The following is an 18,222-nucleotide window of genomic DNA, read 5'->3' as shown; positions in this document are numbered from 1 at the left end:
AAAACACAAATGACCCGCAGGAGGGTCATTTTTCACAAAGTGTTCCTCTCACGGGTCACAAAATCACTTTTCATTCCAACACAATTTCTTTTTCCATTATATTATCGTCCATCACAAAACCATTCCCTATATCCGCCACCTGAGTACGTACTGTTCTAAATCCTTTTTTCTCATAAACAGCGATAGTGGCATCATTATATCGATTTACCGTAAGCCATATAATACCTAACCTTCGATCTTTGCATATCTCTACCAAGAACTCCATAGCCTGGCTTGCATAACCTTTTCCTCGATGCTCTTTTTGTATATAAAATTTGCTTAGAAACAGCTTGCCTTCTTCTTGTTTTATACCCAAATAGCCAATGGTTTTGCCATTCACATTCATAAAATAATATTCATAACCCTGATTTTTAATTTGGACAGTAATAGCATGAACTGATTGAAATTTTTCCACCATATAGTCGATTTGTTCATTTGATATGATGCATACAAAATATTCACACCAAATTTCTGATGCCAATTGAGCTAAGAACGCGACTTCTTCCTCTGTCTCTACATTTGGAATAACTAGTTCCATGAAATTTACCAACTCTTTTCTACAGAAGTCCGTTGAAAAGTTTCGACCACCTCTGTTTTTATTCTACGCTCTCTTTTAGATAATAAAACATTGCAAAAATTTATTGAATTCAGGCTGTTTCTCGGAATTGCGTTTCAATATGATAATCTTATTAGGCATCCATCATCATTCACTTTTTCTAAGAATATCAATTTTCATTGTAGGGCATTGTCTTAATGTGATCAATAACAAACTTTTAATTCTTTACTACACAATCCTGCCGTCTTAAGCAAGCCCCTACACTCCGTTAATTCAACAATTGAACGGTTTACTCGCGATGCCGTGAATCTTTAGTTGAAAAACATAACACTTTCCCCCAATAACCCATTTATTGTATAATTAGGTAGAAGGAGTGATTCAATATTGTTGGTTAAAATGAGGCGAGAGGTGTTCAACGCATTAGACGATGAAGCACTCGAGGCTGCTTGTGTCGACCCGATCATCAAAGCTTATAAGGAGATTCAGACTCGAGGAGACGATTTCAGCACAGGGCTTTTTAAAGAACTATCAAGAGGACAACAAGCATTATTCGTGTTTCGTGCATATTACAATCATGCAATGAAATCTGATGCTGATTTTTATTGGTGGAGTGCCTATTTTATAGCACAACCAAAGAGATGGACCGGGCTAAAAAGTGGGTTGCGTTTTTTCGGTGATCGTGCCACAATACAAGTCTTAGAGAGTTTGGAAGAGATTCTTGAAAAAAGAAATCACCAAAGGAGTTTAGAAAATTTCGACGTTTCAGCTACTGATCTGAATAATGATCTAGAATTGAGGTCTTCTGTAAGCCCTCTGTACGATAACCTTCAAGAAGCCGCATCGATGACACATAAAAAAATAGGTGTGTTTATTCGAAATAACCCAAATGACTTTGCTCAAATAGAGATAGATTAGAGTGGGGTTATAAACCCGGCTGCTGAATCCTTGGCAGTCGGTTTTTTATGTGCCAATCTTAATGTCGCGTAAACCGTGTTTTTGAGTTAATCGGGATTTAAGATTACTGCCTCATAGCAAACTCCTAGACTAACGTACCGAGGGAGTTAATAAGGCTCTTGAATTTCTTATATTTACTCTTCTTTCAAAGCCGATTTTTTAAGTATAAAACAAATGCCGCCTCCGTTTTGAGGTGGCTCCTGTTTATGATTTTATGATGATCTTAATCTTAACTCATTCCACAGAATTTTAAATCCGTATCCGATGTAAATTGCACCAAATGCAATATCCAAACCTTTCTGTATGCGTTGCACGAAGTTGCGAATAATGCGAACTCCAATCACATAAAGAATGGGAGCATACCACAATGTGTTCCCCACAAAGAAGATAACAGCAATCTCTAAGGGGGATGTTGCTAGTTGTTTTGCGGTTGTGAACTGCGGAAAAAAGAGGTTGTTTTTGTGCTTTGACGCTTCTAGCAATAAAGCATATTAGCATATACTTTAAGAGGTTGTAAACAAGAGATTATACTTCTGTCCAACAACGGAAATCCCGTCCTCAGATGCTTTTTAACAATGTCCAACTTAAATTCCGAGGAGTGCTTTCGGAAACGTGAACCTTTCTTGGCCATAAAAATACCCCCTATATAGAGAGCACTGCAAAACGAATACAATATTTGTAAAGTGGAACCCAGTGCCGTATAGGTGCTGGGTTTTCTGCATTTTGGTATAATAAAAGAAAAAAGAAAGAGTGAAAAGCATGCTACACTCTGCCAAACAAATGACTGCCTCGTTTCATGCAGAATTATATAAACTCATTCCAGAAGCCCACTTGCTTCGTAAGATTCATGAGGTTGTGGATTTTTCTTTTGTCCATGAACTTGTTCGATCCTCCTATTGCGAATATTATGGAAGACCTGCAAACGAACCCGAATTGTTGTTTCGTTTATTGTTTCTGCAGATTCTCTATGGATTATCTGATGAACGGATGATACAAGACGCGCAAGTGAATCTGGCTTACAAATGGTTCGTTGGTTTGAATCCCGAGGAGGCTCTTCCGGATTCCTCGCAGCTTTCTCGGTTTCGCAATCATCGCTTAGGGGCAAGTCAAATCGACGAATTGTTGAAGGTGATCGTAAAACAATGCATTGAAAAAGGATTGATTAAATCCAAGTCGTTAATCGTGGACTCCACCCATTCCCTAGCAGCGAGTCAAAAACAAAGAGCATTAGATGTTTTACGAGATGCGGCGAAGCGACTATTACGAACCGTCATCAAAAAGCATCCCAAGCTCGAGAAAAAACTACCGCGTAAACCCGAGCTTCAAAAAGACCAACCAGATGCTGAAAAGGTGATGCTGCATTATCTGGCTCAACTCGGTGAATCGGTCGAAACGTTTCTTCCTGATCATGAGGGTGCCATTTCCGAAAAACTACAGATAGCTAAACAAATTGTTGAGGATGAACGCCTACTTGCAAACAAAGGGATTATGTCCGCCATTGATCCAGAAGCACGATTCGGATGGAAGAGCAATACAAAATCTTTTTTTGGCTACAAGAACCACATTGCTATGACAGAAGAAGAGATAATTACAGCCGTTGAAGTGACAGGTGGGAGTAACGATGATGGAAAACAATTGTCAAATTTAATTAAGCAATCCTTAGAAGCAGGATTGGAAGTGAAAGAAATCCTTGCAGATACGGCCTATTCCGGGAAAGAAAATTTGTCTGAGTTAAAAGAAAAAGAGATTCAAGCGATTATTCCACTTAATCCAATTGTACATACGGGTGGCTTAAAGCAAGAAGGATTTGAGTATAACAAAGACGCTGACTTCGTCCTTTGTCCAGCAGGAGAACATAGCACCCGAAAAGCTATTCAGGGAAGTAAGAAATCAGGACATAGTCGTTCATTGGTATTCTACTTCGACATAGAAAAGTGCAAGACATGTCCGCTCCGAGAAGGTTGTTACAAACCTGAATCAAAGAGCAAGACGTATTCCATTCGGATCGTCGCAGATCAATACAAGGATCACATGGCATTCGAGAAGAGTGAATCGTTTAAAGAACGAATGAAACGACGACCGATTATTGAACATAAAAATGCCGAATTAAAGAGACATCATGGACTGACCAAGGCGAAATACCGTGGTCTATTCCGAATGCGAATACAGACCCTGCTCACGATATTTGTGGTAAACGTCAAAAGAATGATAAAGCTAATAAACAAAATGCAGCCAGTCTCATAAAGAGAATAGCTGCATTTTTTAGGTAAAAATCTTATTTGCTCCTATTACTTAAATCCGAATTCCCAAGAAAGCTAAAAACAAGCTTTTTGCAGTGCTCTCTATATAGACTTTTTCGGTTTTTATTAACCGTGTCTACATAGAGGGTACCATTTCACAATTGTGTCGGAGGTTTTTCGTTAATTAATATGATATCGTTCACGCAAAACATGAATATGATGTTGGACGTGTCCTGGGATAATACAAGCTATTGCTAACACGGTAGTTGGATAATCGCGAAAGATAGCTTTTTTCTGAAGGTCTTCCGGTTGCAAACTCTTTAAAAGAGTAAGACTGGATTTTCTGATGCTTTTCCAATCTTCAAGTATCTCTGATATGGGGCGTTTTGCAAATTAGCTTGTGCAACATAATCTGCGATATGAATAGGCGCAATTGGGTTGGACTCGTTTCTTGCTATACAAAACATCCAGTAGTTAAACATTCTTTCTGCATCACATAAGTGACCTAATACTTCTTTAATACTCCACTTATCTTTCTCATAACGAAAATCTGCATCACTTTCAGATAATTTTTCAATTATTTTGGTAACTACTTCTTCTTGCTGGCTGTAAATTTCAATGAGATCGCCGTTATCCAGCAGTTTTACATAGCTATCAAAAAAACTTTTATAATCCTCTTGTTGTGGTCTTTTTGTAAGCAAGAAAATCACCCCATACATAGATTTTCCTTATATTTCCATATTACCATAATGATCTGTTGGGTTCAATAGCGACTTCGTATATTAAAAGTGGAATTGCTACCAGTAAAGGACCAGGAAATCGAGAATCCAAATACATTATAACATAAATTATTCCACTATCCTCCCGTTCGTATTAAGAACAAGTGAAAATGGAGCCGCAGCAAAGCAAGCCTCTTTAGGTCCGTCCCAATATGTTCCACTCTGTACAGAGCCCCTAAGAACAAGGTTTGCAAGATCATTTCCGGATTGTTTGTTTGTCCGAACACTGGAGCGAACGAAACTCAAAAGCGGCATGATATTATTCCACATAAATCGTAACAGAGGACTATAATCCCTCGTAAGGGCTGAGCCTTTGCCAGGCATCATACCGGGATTAAATGCTGCCACCGAGATGGAACGTTTGGATTGCTGAATTTGTCGGGACAGCTCATAAGCAAAGTACAGATTGCAGAGCTTAGAAGTGGTGTAGCGAACCTGACCTTTTGCTAAATCAGACAGATTACCTAGCAGACGTTCGGATTCAACAGGGTCAGCCAATATGGTGGGACTTGCGTAACGAGGAGCTGGCATTCCGGTTTTCTTGCTGAAATCATGAGTATCGCTGCTTACGACGACGATACGTCCGTTTTCTTGAAGATGATTTAGCAATAACCGCACAAGCATGAAGTGACCCAGATGATTCACGCCAAAAGTGGCTTCAATACCATCGTTAGTCATTTGTGTACCTTGCACAAATTGAGTACCGGCATTGCAGACAATGACATGAAGTGGAGGAAGCTCCTTTGCAATAGCAGCTTAAAACTAGGCCATATCTCACTTAAGTTGGCGTATTCGCAGGAGGACAAAGAAAGCACGGAGTATCGGGATATGTTACGCAAAAGGGCTCCGACCCGTTCCGTTAGAAAGACCGACCTCCACCCCTTAGATAGATGTGACGAAGGAATGAAAGGGCGTTTGACCCGTTGAGACATGGGAGTGAAAATCGCTAAGGGCATCGTGGAGAATACGTGCAGCATATGGAATGAATTGGGTGAGACTACCTCCACCTCTGTTCCCGCACACCTTCTAACGAATAAGCTTACCAAATGAACTCTCTTTCTTTCGTCATCCGATTCTATGGAGGATGAAATCCTGCGAATACACGAGCTTGAGTGAGAAAATTAAATCATACCGAGGGAGCTGAACAGGCTGCCCGGCAGCCCGTTGTGATTGAACTATCGTTTCCGTTAGCGTAATGAAGGGGTGATTATATAAGTGCCTTTTGATATCTGATTTGACTTAGTTCTATACCTCTAAAGATTTTCCTTTCTATTCCGTCGTGCCAAAACCCTTGTTTCTCATAAAAGCTAATAGCATTTTTATTTTCTTTAAGTACCCATAATATTGCCGTAGTATATCCAAGATCTTTTAATTTCTCTAAGCCCCAGTTCAACAACTGTTTTCCAAGCCCGATAGCCCTAAAGTTTTGAACAAGATATATTGCAGAAATTTCACCGCTACATTTTTCCAAATCCTTGTCACTGCAAGCTTTTAGTATCAAACAGCCAACAACTTTATTGTCAACTAACATGATTGCTATTCGTTCCGCACCTTGAATAAGAGTATTATAAAAGTACCTCTCTCTAGCGACGGGTGTATACTAATTGAGAAACTCATCAGGTATTATGCCTTTATACGTATTTCGGTAAGATTCTGAATGTACAAACCCCAAGTTCCTTGCATCTTCTAACCTAGCCCATCGTATTTCTGTCATTAGAAGATCCCCTTTAAATCAGGTATTTCCTAACATTATTCGGCAATTCTTCACCCATTCCTTCTTCAACTAAACTGCCCGTTAGCCATCCATGCAGCGCAAAATCAGCGCTGCACCACAGAGGATGAAAATGGATAAATCTGACAATACTTCTACTATGGCTGGGAGAAGAAGGTCTATAAGCTATGGTGCCAGTAGAGCAAAACCATTAGTCTGACTCCAACCATCACGGTGCATCACAGACTGTCGCACCCTATATGGGTAGCACTTATGGGAGATTAATCCTTTTTGACTGGTTGCACCAGCCTTACCTTTTTTTTGTAGAAAGTTGCTTAACGACCTCCCAACTCCATAAGGATCAATCAAAGGCTCAGCCTTTTTTTAAAAATTGTTTTTTCTGGGTCTACTTTAATTTGCTCTTTTTTAACATTTAGAGCTTTTTAATTTTCATGAGCTTAATGTTTACTGGTGGTCTAAATCTTTATAACTTCAACTATATTTTGTCAGTCTAATACTTTATTTTCACTAATCAATAAACACAAAAAAGAGCGGCAAACATTGTCCCGATCCATGTTTTTAATAGAGAAAATAACTTCAATTCCATCCTTTAGCGATAACCGATTTCTTTTTGTTTTTAAAAATCCTGTCCAGTAAACCCATTTCCTGTTTGCGTTTGAGAGTAAGTTTAACACCGTCAATCAGTAGTCTGGATCTCAATCCATCGCGACGATTTAGTGCATGTAACCTCTTTATGAATTGCTCGTCCATGTTACCATCCTCCCAAGTGTCAGATTAATAAAGGATCTCTGACATACCTACATTATAAGCTGGTTTAGGAAAAAAGCTTGTCATACTATATGGTAAGTACAACACTTGTTTTGTCGACAATTAGGTTTTCAGTGGGAATAATGTATTGGAACCACCTCTTAGCTCTCCCATGCAAATATATGGAAGTGTTGGTACTTTCCTGTATATTCCATTACAATCGTTGTATAATAATAGTGAATCATTTCTCAAAGGGTGGTGTTCGATTATGATCAATCTGCTGTCTCCTGAGTTTTTATTAAATCCTTATCCCGTTTATGAAATGTTCAGAAAAAATCAGCCCGTAGCGTACATGGAGCCGCTTCAATTATGGTCTGTGTTTACGTATGAGCATGTCAAAACAGTCCTGTCCGACCATGCCCGTTTCTCCTCAAGACCGATCGTACCTGCTAAGGATTCTCAACCACCGGAACAGCAGCTAGAGGGGTTCAGCTTGATTACTACCGATCCTCCAAAGCATACCGACTTGCGTTCTTTAGTAAATCGTGCATTTACTCCAAAAGCCGTCTCCGCTCTTCAGCCGAGAATTGAACAGATTGCGGACGAACTGCTGGAAGGAATCGCCAGTACTGGCGAGCTCGATCTGATCAAGGATTTTGCTTATCCGCTTCCGGTTATTGTGATTGCGGAATTGCTTGGGGTGCCTGCTGCCGACCGTGATCGCTTCAAGGAATGGTCCGATGAAATCGTTGCGGGCGCCGACGCCGTAATCGGGGGGGGCCGAGCAGCATCTCATCAGGCTCATATGGAGATGAACGAATACTTCAAAGACATTATCGCACAGCGCCGGATCCGTCCCCAGAACGATCTGGTCAGAGCGTTGCTATCGACGGAAGAAGGATCTTCTCATCTTACGGAATCGGACATATTGTCATTTTGTCGGCTGCTTCTGGTAGCCGGAAATGAGACAACCACTAATCTCATCGGCAATGCCATCCTTGCTTTTCTGGAGCATCCGGCTGAGTGGAACAAGCTTCTAGCCCGGCCGGAAATGCTCTCTACTGCCATTGAAGAAGTGCTCCGTTTTCGTTCTCCTGTGCAGGCCATGTTCCGTACCGCCAAACAGGATGTACAGATCGGAGGTCAAGCGATTCCGCAAGGCACCCGGGTCGTTGCATGGATCGGCTCTGCCAACCGGGACGAAGCGAAGTTTGACGACCCTGCTCGCTTTGATATCTACAGGGAATTTAACCCGCACTTGGCCTTCGGCCAAGGTATCCACTTCTGTCTCGGTGCACCGCTCGCCCGTTTGGAGGCCAAAGTCGCACTAACGGCGGTCATGAATCGATTGCCTGAGCTTGCCAGACGAAACGCTGAGCCGCTGGAGCCAGCGCGCGGATTTATCGTACACGGTGTCAAAAGCTTGCCGCTGCGTTTCACCTCCCAGAATTAGTATGCTTTCGACACTGTAACGGACAAGTTCGGTGTAACCTTTCAAATTATCGCAGCTGGCCAACAATAAATGACACCATACAATAAAACGGCTCTGTTCGCATCATTTGCGACAGAGCCGTTCTCCGTTTTCTTAAGGTTTTCTAACAAACGTCCATTACTTTTTACTTTTTCGAGAATTTCTCAATCCAATAATAATCATCACCATCTAAATTAACATGAGGTAGTATCAAAGATAGCTCTCTCCCAAGAGTCGATGCTCCTGAACCCGAGGCACATAAAAACCTCATTGTATGGATTCTTCTGTTGAGGGGTTAGTTGATGCTGTGACAATTGGAGAAGTGGTTTCCTGTGAGACTATAGAAGGTGTTGCAACATTAGGTTTAGTAGTGCTTCCCTCGATTCCACATCCACTCACAATGATAAGTAAGAGTATAAATAAGAACGTACAACTAATTTTCTTCATAAAATCCTCCGTCAATTAGGAACATTGTTATAATGGTTATGAGGTGAGTGAAAATTGAAAAAATATTTATCCTGATTTCTATGATGTTGATATTTACAGGATGCAGTCAAAGTAATCCAACAATAAAAAATGAAAATACAACACCCTTACCTTCATCCTCCCCCAAATCGAATGCTATTGATACTCCAAATCCAGTCATTTCCTATATTAACGATAGACAATACAATGATTCCATTCAAAAGTATTTAATCAAAATCATTAATGAAAACACAATGGCAATCAATGATCGCAACAAAATTAAATTTCTATTAACGTTCACTAAAAATACTTCTGAGGACACAAAACATTTAGAGAGTCTCTATACTTATATGGTGGATAATGAAAATGAGATCATTACTAAGATGGATAATATTGAATTTAATCCAGCTGCTAATGGCAGTGGAGAATATTCCGTGACTCTTTTGCGAACCCTCTATTTAAAAAATACGAAAGAAACGAAAGTTCAGTCATCAAGTTTTTACTTTAAAGAAAAAAACAATGAGTGGCAATTGTTCGCGATAGATTAGGTGCATATTTGTAAATGAGGTAATGGGCGTTGTCGGATGACAAGAACTTGTACCCATTCCCGGCAAACGCCGATAAAAAAAGCATCGCCTACCTCGTTTCGGCGCCGCGACACGAACATTGGCGTTTTAAAATAAAAACACTCTAATGTTTGTGTCGTCGGACAAAAATTGTTCTTCGGCAGCAACACAAACATAAGCGTCATGGACTACCCCCAAGATACCTACCGTTGTCATGAAAGAACCTCCCATTTCGCCCACATTTCCGGCGGGTTTAGCTCATAAATTTGGTTCTCCCTAAACATAAATTGATGCATGATAAATTCCCTTCTTATCGTAGCAAAATCACCATGGAAATTTTTTATAAATTCGTTGATTTCTCTCTCGCAATACTTCCGCCCCTTTTCCAATTTAGAAACAAGTAGTTCCAACACAATAAGCTTCTTCTTGAGTTGAACGGGCATACTTTTCAATTTCCCTTCGTTTGTAAAAAAGTTCTTAATGACGGATTCCTTTAATCGCTTCTGTTCGTCTTCCAAAATTGCCAAACCTCCCTTGTCTTTTCGGTAAATTAGTTTTTCCGTAGCACTGGAGTTATTCTTAATGAAATAATGATTTAATGAAAAATAAATTGTATTTTTATCCCGTCGTTCATTAATTAAGCTAGCTACTCGCAGTTTCGCAGCATGGTGGGTTATTGTCGCAGGCGTTACACATAGCTTTTCTGCCAAAATTTGTCCATTAAGCTCTCCGTCTGCAAGCAGTATTAAAATTTTTATTCTTGTAGGATCTGCAAGAGCCTTATGATAATTGACCACCTTGTCTAACTGCACTGGGTTACGACCACCTTTTCAAAAGTAATTTGAATAACATCTAATTAGAAAATCATTAAATTAGATGGTACTGTTAAAGGACAGGATTGTCAAGAAAATTCAATTTTGAAAAAACACATTGTTCATTGAAGTATGCTGCCTGCTAGCACAGCAGGCCACCGAGATTATCACCGGCAGCCTGCTTGATCTTTGTTATGGAGCTATCGTACCCGTTAGTTGAACATCTAGGCAGACTACATGTGAGTAACCAACAATAGAGGATTTATTAATATAATCTCGAACATGATATTTCGGTGCATGGATTGCAAGGTTTCAATTTTCATTATCCCCTATAATCAATCTTGAAAGGATGGTCTGTATGGATTGGCTGGATCGCATGAACAACGCAATGGAATATGTAGAAACACACCTATCTGAAGCAACTGATTACGACCAAGTGGCGAGAATTTCCTGTTGCTCAACTTACCATTTTCAGCGGATGTTTTCGTTCATAACCAATGTGCCGCTTTCAGAGTATATTAGGCGCAGGCGGCTGACCCTTGCCGCATTTGAACTGCAACAAAGCGGTGCAAAGGTCATCGACATCGCTTTGAAGTATGGTTACGAATCGCCTGAGGCATTTTCTAGAGCGTTCAAAAAAATGCACGGTGTGATGCCAAAGTCAGCGCGCGACAAAGGCGTGTCACTAAAGGCCTATCCTCGGTTATCCTTTCATATTTCAATTCGAGGAGATGTGGAGATGAATTACAAAATCGAGGAAAAACAAGCTTTTGAAATGTTCGGCATATCGACTGTGGTCAATGCCGATGGCCAGAATCCGTTTATTGAAATACCTGCTTTTTGGACTAAGTGTATTTCCGACGGAACCGTTGATCGAATTCGTACTGCCGCGGGATTGGGTGAAAACGGTCAGATTCATGGGATATTATACAACAAGCAAGGCGAGAATTTTTCCTACATGATCGGCTATATTTTACCCCAGAGTGGCCTGCCGGGAGGGTTTGAAAAGCTTCATATCCCCCCTCAAACCTACGCGATTTTCTCAACCGGCCTCTACCCCGACGGACAGAGTGGTATCCATGAATTGTGGAAGCGTATTTGGGGGGAATGGTTTCCGACCTGTAATTACGAACTCGCAAATGCCCCCGAGTTTGAAATGACTTACGATAGGGGAAACAACATGTATGAAATGGAAGTTTGGATCCCTGTCGTTAAGAAATTTGGATCTTAGAACACGGAGAGCAACACGAGTGCTTACCACAACGTGTTGCTTTCCTCATTCGCTTTGAACTATTCTGCCCGTTTAACTTAACGCCCCACCACCCAGTTTAATACTTTATTTTGCTGGACACTAGCGATCTTTGAATAAAAAAGGAGCAGAGATAGAATTTAATATCTATCGCCAGCTCCATTTTTATTTTTCATACTTCAAAACTTTATTGTCTACTTCAAGACTTTATTGTTCACTTCAAGACATTATTGTCTACTTCAAAACTTTATTGTCCTTCAACACAACAAATGTTGGGAGACAATAAAGTTTTGAAGTGCAAGAAACCAGCAAATTCAAGGGTTTGCTGGTTTTTCTTATAAAAGTGATTTACAAATAAAGTTTTGAAGTGGTTTTTCTAGCTAAAAATACTGATTTACAAATAAGTTTTGAAGTACTTTTTACATACATGTATCTATAGGTCTCATTGAGCTATCGTTATCCGTCCCTCGGCTAAATTATGGATCTAAAAGAACTGGAATCATTAAAGAAAAAAATATAGTCCCAATCAAAAATGAAATTGACGAAGCCCAGTAACCGAGGTTTTTCCTAAAGATTGCAACAAAAATAACTGATATAGCAGGTATGCCCCATAAGAAAAAGATCAAGTATTTCATTCCAAAGTTGTTGAAGATATGAAGTGTTACTAGTGAATTAATATAGATGGGAATTCCACCCATTATCCATAAAACAGAAAATAAAAGCCCCACTATAATATGAGAAAGTAATTTGCCTTTGCCCACGAAATACCCCCATTGCAGTTCCGCCGTCGTTATACTGTATACGATTCCATTACTTGGAAGTTGCGTTATCCTGCCCAATAGCGTAACGAGGCTATGGATCGTTAATCTTTAATTTCAAAACCTTCAAAGTCTAAATCAAATGAATGGTAATTTAATTTCCTATCTTTAATCCAACATTCCAAAGGCAATATCCATGGGCGAAATTTAATCATATTACGCAGATTTTTTATTTCCACGAATTTAACCTCAGATATATCTTGGTCAGGGTCTTCAGTTTCTGCAAAATTTGATATAAGTTCTCCTGAATAATAAACTTGTAGATGCTGTCCGTATTTTTCAGAAGTAAATTCAGTAACGAAAGCCACTTCTTCAACAGCTATTTTAAATCCCGTTTCCTCATATCCTTCTCTTTCAGCTGCTTTTAAAAATGTTTCACCAATTTCTGTTGATCCTTTCGGCAAACTCCAACCTGACTTGTCTTTTACTAACAATAGCTTTCCGTCCTTTAAAACAACTACACCAGCGGCGAGCTTATGTCCCATGAAATACACTCCCTCACACCATGTAAGTTCTTGCTTGTTATATTATCCCATTTTGCCAACTAAATTGGGTAACATTTTTCTGAATAATTTTTCCACTATCCTGCCAGTTATTGCAGCGAGGGGGTGCCCCACGGCACCCCTTTCGGTGTTACAACTATCGTTCTCCGTTAGCGTAATTAAATTATTTGTAATCCTTTCCTTAAATCTCTTATAAAAGCACCAGCAAATTCTTGCATCTCTGAGTATACCGCCTGGGCTTCTGGTAAGTAACACTTACCTTGCCCAAGCACATAATTCTCGAAGTAATCAAGTGTCCGTTCCAAGCTTTGCCCCCTTGCGGTACCTGTACATAATGATTTTACGATTAGATACGTCTTTCCCCCCTCAATCATGTGAGCATCATGTAGGAGCTTTCCTTCTAGCGTTTCTGGAATCTCATCCTTCTGAGATTCCCAAGAGGTTTTGACTATTTTTTCGATTTTATCCTCGCCCAATCCTAGCTTCTCTAAATAATCTCTTATTAAATCTTCCCGCAAATAAATAAAACCATGAAAATAACATCCATAATAAATCAAATCTGAGTCCGTAATATATGGATAGTATTTTAACAGTTTATTTGTTGAATTGATTATCCTTTCGATATGGCTCAAATCGTGCATAATGTCCTTATTTGTATAGAATGGACTGACAAATTCAACAAGACCAGCTAAATTAATCATGTAACCCCTCCATCAATACATATTTTACCATATTCTTATGGGTATTTGTTATTAAAGAATTCTGCCCGTTACTTCAACAAACGAAAAAGGAGCTGCATCAAGCAAACTCCTCCGCTATCGTTTCCGTTAGCGTAACAAATGTTCGGAGAAAATAAAGTATTAGACTGACAATGTTGAATTGACGCGCTGTTTACGCGGGAAAATCGTTTGTTTCAAAAATAAGTTTGAGACATACGATCCTAATAAACAAAAGACCAGTCAATTTAGACAAACCTGGTTACATTTGCTGATAACATTTGAACTAATCCCTACCGCTAAAACGAAAACTTCCATTAGTTTGCTGCATCCTTCTGCTTGAGCGATAGTGGCTTGCGATTGACCAAATAAATACTGAGCACAATGCAAATAAGTCCGGCTAGCAAATACAGCGTGAAAGGCTCATGCAGGAACAGCGTCCCGGTCATGACGGCAACCAGAGGAATGATGAATGTATATGATGCCACCTTGCTCGCCTCGCCTGCCCCGATCAAGGTGAAGAAGACTAACCAGCCGATGGCGATTACGAAGACTGAGATGAAAAGCAGGCACGAGATCAAAGTCCGTGACCACTCGATGCTCGACCAGCTCTCCAAAGCGGAACCGGCCCCCGTCATCAGCAGCCCACCGATCAATAATTGACTTGTCACGAGCCAAATCTTATCGACGGCATCCCCGATCTTCTTAACATACACCGTACCTAATGCCCAACTTAGAGCACTGCCGAGTGCGAGCATAATACCTACGTACGAGATGTGCCCAGACAGGCTGCCGGCGCTAATGATCGCGACACCCGCAAAGCCGAGAAGCAGTCCGAATATTTTGACCACATACATCGATTCCCCCAACCACAACCAGGAGAAAATGCCGATCAGAACCGGTTGCAAAAACACAAGCACCGAGAATAAACCCGAAGGCAAGTAGCTGAGCCCGATCGTTTGAAGACCGTAGTATAATATAATGTTGAACAACGAAGAGATCAAATAGAAACTCCATGCTTCCTTAAGACGCAGGCGATTCAGTCGCGGTAGAGCGACGATGAGCAGCAGAAGCCCGCCTAACAAGGTTCGCATTCCTGAGAACAACAATGGCGGTGTGAAGTGGAGAGCCAATTTGGTCATCGGCCAATTAACGCCCCAAATGATTACAAGAAATAAGATGAGAAGTACCGTTCGCATCTGCGATAGTCGGTTCAAAATGATTAACTTCTCCTTTCAGCTTTACTTTAAACGGTAAATGAATAAAGAAACAAGGGCAGACGGCAGATGGCAACAATCTTACAGCAGTGATTCGATGGCTGGCTCTATGTCAAGGGGCTCCGTCGTCGTTTCGAATCTAGCTTTTACATGGCCGTCACGATCGATCAAAAACTTGGAGAAATTCCACTTGATCCCGTCGCCAGCGTATATTTCCGGATACTTCTCCTGAAGGAAGTCATGCATCCGCTGACCGTCCAAGGTTTGAGTGTCGAAACCTTGAAAAGGTGCTTGTTGCATCAGATATTGAAATAAAGGATGCGCAGATGGCCCTCTAACCTCTATTTTCTCAAATAACGGAAACGTCACTCCAAAGTTGATTTCACAATATTCCTGTACTTCCGAGTTGCTCCCTGGCTCTTTCTCGTTGAATTGGTTACAAGGAAACCCGAGTATTTCAAACCCCTGCTCATGGTGACTTTCGTAAAGCTTTTGAAGACCAGCGAATTGGCGAGAATAGCTGCACCTACTGGCTGTGTTGATAATAAGGAGAACTTTCCCTTGGTAGGCTGACAGTTCAACCGGCTTCCCGTTAATTGAGGTGACTTGAAAATCATAAATCGACATGATATCGTTCCTCCTCTGTTATGTTGCTTCTTCAAAACCGAAATTTGGTAGTCCGTAGTTTAATTACATAATAAGGCTAAATCCTCTATTGGTCTAATATATAATGTTAATAATCTTAATAGGTATAAACTATATTATCCAAATTATTCGGCGCCTCGAAATACTAAGACTGGAACCCAGCTTTATTCCTAAATTGTTCCACTCTTCTGCCCGTTAGCTCAACGCCCAGCAGGACATATGTACAAAAACCCCCATTTTGTGAACATATAGCCGCGGAACTTGCTGTACCCAAACTTCAAAATCAAGGTAAGTGAATATTTTGGACCTAGTTCCAATAACCATAATAATGACTCCTAGATAAAATCACTCCAACGCCCCGTAAGGGGGGCAATTCATTTCTGGTGGGGAGGGAACACATATTATGCATCAAACTGTCGTGTTATTTAACGAGCGTCCCATTCTTGTACGATTCCATGGCTCGGACGAGAAGCAAATTCCCTCATTGCTTTCTGCATTGAAGAATAATAAGATCACGTTAGGAAGGATGCGACAACCACCATCCCATGTTGAACTCTATGGAACTGAGGCCCTTATTTATTCAGGCCAAGAAGAAGCGTATCGAATTCCGATTTTTTAAACTACGACGGCACATTTATCTAACAGGATTTTCCTATCTTTTGTCGAATGTATAAGGGAAGAATTTTATTAGGAGTTGGCCCCTTATGCTTTCAAAAAATCGCCTCGGCACTGTGCCGAAAGTTTACTTCAGACCCGAACTGCAAAACTGCCCGCATTGCGGGATCAAACTAAAACGTTCCCACAACGCATGGAACAAAAAGATTTCCATGCTAACCGGCGTCATTCACGCATGGAGCATGGCTTACGCTTGCTCCAACGAAAGCTGTTCGCACGCTGGCGTCGCTTATAAATCTGCAGAAGCGGAAGCGCTCAGCATGAAGCATTCTTCATATGGCTACGATGTTCTCTGCCTCGTTGGCGAACTGCGCTTCAAGCAGCATCGTACCTGCAAAGAAATTGCAGATGCGCTGAATGAACGCGGTGTTGTGACCAGCGAACGATACGCGCAAACGCTATATGAGCGGTATCAAACGCTACTGGCCGCAAGCCTCGGCGATCACGTCAGACAAAGCTTGGCGGAGACTACGGCTCAGAACGGCGGCATTATCCTTTCCATGGACGGCGTCCAACCCGAAAAGGGAAACGAGATGCTATATGTCATTCTCGAAGTTTTCAGCGGGACGATTCTCGCGGCTCAGAACATGAAGAGCGGAGCCGCTGCCGAACTGCGCACGCTGATCGATCCCATTATCGAAATGGGTTATCCCATCGTAGGCATTGTCAGCGACGGACAGGTTTCTATCCGGCAAGCTTTCGAATCACTCCTGCCTGATGTGCCGTATCAGTACTGCCAGTACCATTATCTGAAAGACATTGCCAAGCCCGTCGTAGATGCGGATCGAAAGCTCAAAATGGAACTGAAAAAGAGCATGCGCGGCTTGCGGGATGTAGAACGCAAAATCGAGCAAGCCGAGAAAATGACAACCAATGCTGTACAAGCAAACGCTGCAGCGAAACGCCATTCTTCGAGCGATACGCCAGAAGCAGCATCCACGGAAGCTCAGGTAGCGAAAGGTTATGTCGCCGCTGTCCGCGCTTTACTTCTGGAAGACGGAGATGACGGCAGCTTTCGACCGGAGATATTACATCTTCTTAACGGTTGGTAGCTATGATTAAGGAGTTAAGGACCGATGTGGAATTACTAATGGCTGCTTTATTCCAGCGACCAGTTACCGTCTGGCTCCATCGCGGCCTTGGCGATAGTTACGGCGACATTCCACTTGATAAAGGTGCAATCATCGAGCAGATTATGCCGGTTAGCGCGAGAATACGATGCGTCGATGGGAGTAAAATGTATTATTCTCGGGATAATGAAGAGTTCCGGGTTTAACTCTAGGAGGGTAGCGGCAATAGAGTCTTGGAAGAGGGAAATGAACATTAAAAAGCACCCTACTCCAGTATAGGATGCTTTTGTGAAACGAGGGGGAATGGGGTGATTCCTAATTACATTATTCCATAATCTCTGATTTGTTTGGGCTCCCTCGTCTCCAGGCTGAATTTGAGAATCGGTCTGCTGGACATATATAAAATTGCTTATTTTGTGAGGATGTTACTGTGGTAGCCTGCCAAACGTTTTAAACAAACAGAAAGGCCCTATTTTACCACTTTACCTTTACCGTTGCACTAATCGACCAAGAAAAGAAAATATTTTTGGGGTAATACCAGCGTAGTGTCACCACCCGCAAACGTCTGTAAAACACTAGAAAATACATGACGCCATGTTATCATTGGTCTTCTCCGCCTGATTGAGTGGACTTGTGACATGCTGAATCGTCAAGTTCCAATTCCAAAATAAATTCGGAACATAGTTCAAATTGTTGTGGTTACAGCGTTTGTTAGACATTCACCATATATTAGCGGGCTGTGTCAGCTTCGCTGGTACTACCCCATTTTAAACACGGTTAAAGAGCTCAACGATCTACATGCTTATAGGTTACCAATAGGCATTCGCATAAGCAAAAATTGCCCTGCCGATTACGATGAAAAACGATATAGGCAGGTGTGGATAGGCTATTACTAAAAACAGTTTCGTCCCCGGGTTCGTTCCCGAACACAACCACGGTTCGGTGGAGTACACTTCTATAGAGGTCGG

Annotated in this window: 19 protein-coding genes and 1 pseudogene; 8 read left to right on the top strand and 12 right to left on the bottom strand. The window is 41.2% G+C overall.

The features are described 5' to 3' along the window. Positions 1-70: 70 nt before the first annotated feature. Positions 71-577, bottom strand: coding sequence for a GNAT family N-acetyltransferase (locus BLV33_RS25450; protein WP_090798166.1), 507 nt, complete (start codon positions 575-577; stop codon positions 71-73). Positions 578-979: 402 nt separating this feature from the next. On the opposite strand from BLV33_RS25450, the gene BLV33_RS25445 reads away from it, so the two are divergent. Next, the gene (locus tag BLV33_RS25445; RefSeq protein ID WP_090798164.1) at positions 980-1,510 is read left to right on the top strand and encodes a hypothetical protein; all 531 of its coding nucleotides are present in this window, start codon (positions 980-982) and stop codon (positions 1,508-1,510) included. A gap of 819 nt (positions 1,511-2,329) precedes the next feature. Next, on the top strand, positions 2,330-3,793 hold the full coding sequence (locus BLV33_RS25440; protein ID WP_090798601.1) for an IS1182 family transposase: 1,464 nt from the start codon (positions 2,330-2,332) through the stop codon (positions 3,791-3,793). A 176-nt stretch (positions 3,794-3,969) separates the two neighbouring features. On the opposite strand, the gene BLV33_RS30925 is transcribed toward BLV33_RS25440, so the two are convergent. The 5 genes and pseudogenes from BLV33_RS30925 to BLV33_RS29550 all read right to left on the bottom strand — a co-directional run bounded on the left by BLV33_RS30925 (position 3,970) and on the right by BLV33_RS29550 (position 7,050). Then, on the bottom strand, positions 3,970-4,137 hold the full coding sequence (locus BLV33_RS30925) for a hypothetical protein (RefSeq protein ID WP_366414865.1): 168 nt from the start codon (positions 4,135-4,137) through the stop codon (positions 3,970-3,972). After that, positions 4,110-4,490: a DinB family protein gene (locus tag BLV33_RS25435; RefSeq protein ID WP_171909301.1), complete on the bottom strand. Its 381-nt coding sequence runs from the start codon at positions 4,488-4,490 to the stop codon at positions 4,110-4,112. Before BLV33_RS25435 ends, BLV33_RS30925 begins: the two co-directional genes overlap by 28 nt. 147 nt (positions 4,491-4,637) lie before the next feature. Next, entirely contained in the window at positions 4,638-5,318 is a 681-nt protein-coding gene (locus BLV33_RS25430; RefSeq protein ID WP_090798162.1) for an SDR family NAD(P)-dependent oxidoreductase, read from the bottom strand. Between the two features lie 457 nt (positions 5,319-5,775). Beyond that, positions 5,776-6,138: pseudogene (locus BLV33_RS25425) on the bottom strand (GNAT family N-acetyltransferase); the annotation flags it as partial. A gap of 738 nt (positions 6,139-6,876) precedes the next feature. After that, complete coding sequence (locus tag BLV33_RS29550) at positions 6,877-7,050, bottom strand: hypothetical protein (protein ID WP_171909299.1); 174 nt, start codon at positions 7,048-7,050, stop codon at positions 6,877-6,879. Positions 7,051-7,315: 265 nt separating this feature from the next. On the opposite strand from BLV33_RS29550, the gene BLV33_RS25420 reads away from it, so the two are divergent. Beyond that, positions 7,316-8,500, top strand: a complete 1,185-nt coding sequence (locus BLV33_RS25420; protein WP_090798159.1) for a cytochrome P450 — start codon at positions 7,316-7,318, stop codon at positions 8,498-8,500. A 512-nt stretch (positions 8,501-9,012) separates the two neighbouring features. After that, on the top strand, positions 9,013-9,531 hold the full coding sequence (locus tag BLV33_RS25415; RefSeq protein WP_090798158.1) for a hypothetical protein: 519 nt from the start codon (positions 9,013-9,015) through the stop codon (positions 9,529-9,531). A 230-nt stretch (positions 9,532-9,761) separates the two neighbouring features. Here BLV33_RS25415 and BLV33_RS25410 read toward each other — a convergent pair whose 3' ends face one another. Beyond that, complete coding sequence (locus BLV33_RS25410) at positions 9,762-10,361, bottom strand: DUF2087 domain-containing protein (RefSeq protein ID WP_090798156.1); 600 nt, start codon at positions 10,359-10,361, stop codon at positions 9,762-9,764. A 358-nt stretch (positions 10,362-10,719) separates the two neighbouring features. Between BLV33_RS25410 and BLV33_RS25405 the strand changes: the two genes are divergently transcribed. Then, positions 10,720-11,592, top strand: a complete 873-nt coding sequence (locus tag BLV33_RS25405) for an AraC family transcriptional regulator (protein ID WP_090798155.1) — start codon at positions 10,720-10,722, stop codon at positions 11,590-11,592. A 494-nt stretch (positions 11,593-12,086) separates the two neighbouring features. Here BLV33_RS25405 and BLV33_RS25400 read toward each other — a convergent pair whose 3' ends face one another. The 5 genes from BLV33_RS25400 to BLV33_RS25380 all read right to left on the bottom strand — a co-directional run bounded on the left by BLV33_RS25400 (position 12,087) and on the right by BLV33_RS25380 (position 15,491). Continuing rightward, complete coding sequence (locus tag BLV33_RS25400) at positions 12,087-12,371, bottom strand: hypothetical protein (RefSeq protein ID WP_090798153.1); 285 nt, start codon at positions 12,369-12,371, stop codon at positions 12,087-12,089. A 101-nt stretch (positions 12,372-12,472) separates the two neighbouring features. Further along, entirely contained in the window at positions 12,473-12,913 is a 441-nt protein-coding gene (locus BLV33_RS25395; RefSeq protein ID WP_090798152.1) for an NUDIX domain-containing protein, read from the bottom strand. A 176-nt stretch (positions 12,914-13,089) separates the two neighbouring features. Continuing rightward, a complete protein-coding gene (locus tag BLV33_RS25390) occupies positions 13,090-13,632 on the bottom strand; it encodes an HD domain-containing protein (protein ID WP_090798150.1) in 543 nt (180 codons plus the stop codon). A 332-nt stretch (positions 13,633-13,964) separates the two neighbouring features. Beyond that, the gene (locus BLV33_RS25385; protein ID WP_090798149.1) at positions 13,965-14,864 is read right to left on the bottom strand and encodes a DMT family transporter; all 900 of its coding nucleotides are present in this window, start codon (positions 14,862-14,864) and stop codon (positions 13,965-13,967) included. Between the two features lie 81 nt (positions 14,865-14,945). Then, entirely contained in the window at positions 14,946-15,491 is a 546-nt protein-coding gene (locus BLV33_RS25380) for a glutathione peroxidase (RefSeq protein WP_090798147.1), read from the bottom strand. Positions 15,492-15,912: 421 nt separating this feature from the next. On the opposite strand from BLV33_RS25380, the gene BLV33_RS25375 reads away from it, so the two are divergent. The 3 genes from BLV33_RS25375 (at position 15,913) to BLV33_RS25365 (ending at position 17,460) form a co-directional block, all read left to right on the top strand. After that, the gene (locus BLV33_RS25375) at positions 15,913-16,128 is read left to right on the top strand and encodes a hypothetical protein (protein WP_090798146.1); all 216 of its coding nucleotides are present in this window, start codon (positions 15,913-15,915) and stop codon (positions 16,126-16,128) included. A gap of 85 nt (positions 16,129-16,213) precedes the next feature. Further along, on the top strand, positions 16,214-17,236 hold the full coding sequence (locus BLV33_RS25370) for a transposase (protein ID WP_216234822.1): 1,023 nt from the start codon (positions 16,214-16,216) through the stop codon (positions 17,234-17,236). Positions 17,237-17,262: 26 nt separating this feature from the next. Continuing rightward, positions 17,263-17,460 (top strand): hypothetical protein, encoded by a 198-nt coding sequence (locus tag BLV33_RS25365; protein ID WP_139305825.1) that lies wholly within the window; start codon positions 17,263-17,265, stop codon positions 17,458-17,460. Positions 17,461-18,222 lie beyond the last annotated feature (762 nt).

It is taken from the genome of Paenibacillus sp. GP183 (genome assembly GCF_900104695.1).
Classification (GTDB): Bacteria; Bacillota; Bacilli; order Paenibacillales; family NBRC-103111; genus Paenibacillus_AI.
This window is presented reverse-complemented; position numbering and strand designations above follow the sequence as displayed.

Bases quoted from the DNA above. Each gene is read 5' to 3' on its own strand.
- BLV33_RS25370 (WP_216234822.1), top strand. From the start codon at position 16,214: ATGCTTTCAAAAAATCGCCTCGGCACTGTGCCGAAAGTTTACTTCAGA.
- BLV33_RS25390 (WP_090798150.1), bottom strand. From the start codon at position 13,632: ATGATTAATTTAGCTGGTCTTGTTGAATTTGTCAGTCCATTCTATACA.
- BLV33_RS25395 (WP_090798152.1), bottom strand. From the start codon at position 12,913: ATGGGACATAAGCTCGCCGCTGGTGTAGTTGTTTTAAAGGACGGAAAG.
- BLV33_RS25440 (WP_090798601.1), top strand. From the start codon at position 2,330: ATGACTGCCTCGTTTCATGCAGAATTATATAAACTCATTCCAGAAGCC.
- BLV33_RS25375 (WP_090798146.1), top strand. From the start codon at position 15,913: ATGCATCAAACTGTCGTGTTATTTAACGAGCGTCCCATTCTTGTACGA.
- BLV33_RS25405 (WP_090798155.1), top strand. From the start codon at position 10,720: ATGGATTGGCTGGATCGCATGAACAACGCAATGGAATATGTAGAAACA.
- BLV33_RS25420 (WP_090798159.1), top strand. From the start codon at position 7,316: ATGATCAATCTGCTGTCTCCTGAGTTTTTATTAAATCCTTATCCCGTT.
- BLV33_RS25450 (WP_090798166.1), bottom strand. From the start codon at position 577: ATGGAACTAGTTATTCCAAATGTAGAGACAGAGGAAGAAGTCGCGTTC.
- BLV33_RS25380 (WP_090798147.1), bottom strand. From the start codon at position 15,491: ATGTCGATTTATGATTTTCAAGTCACCTCAATTAACGGGAAGCCGGTT.
- BLV33_RS29550 (WP_171909299.1), bottom strand. From the start codon at position 7,050: ATGGACGAGCAATTCATAAAGAGGTTACATGCACTAAATCGTCGCGAT.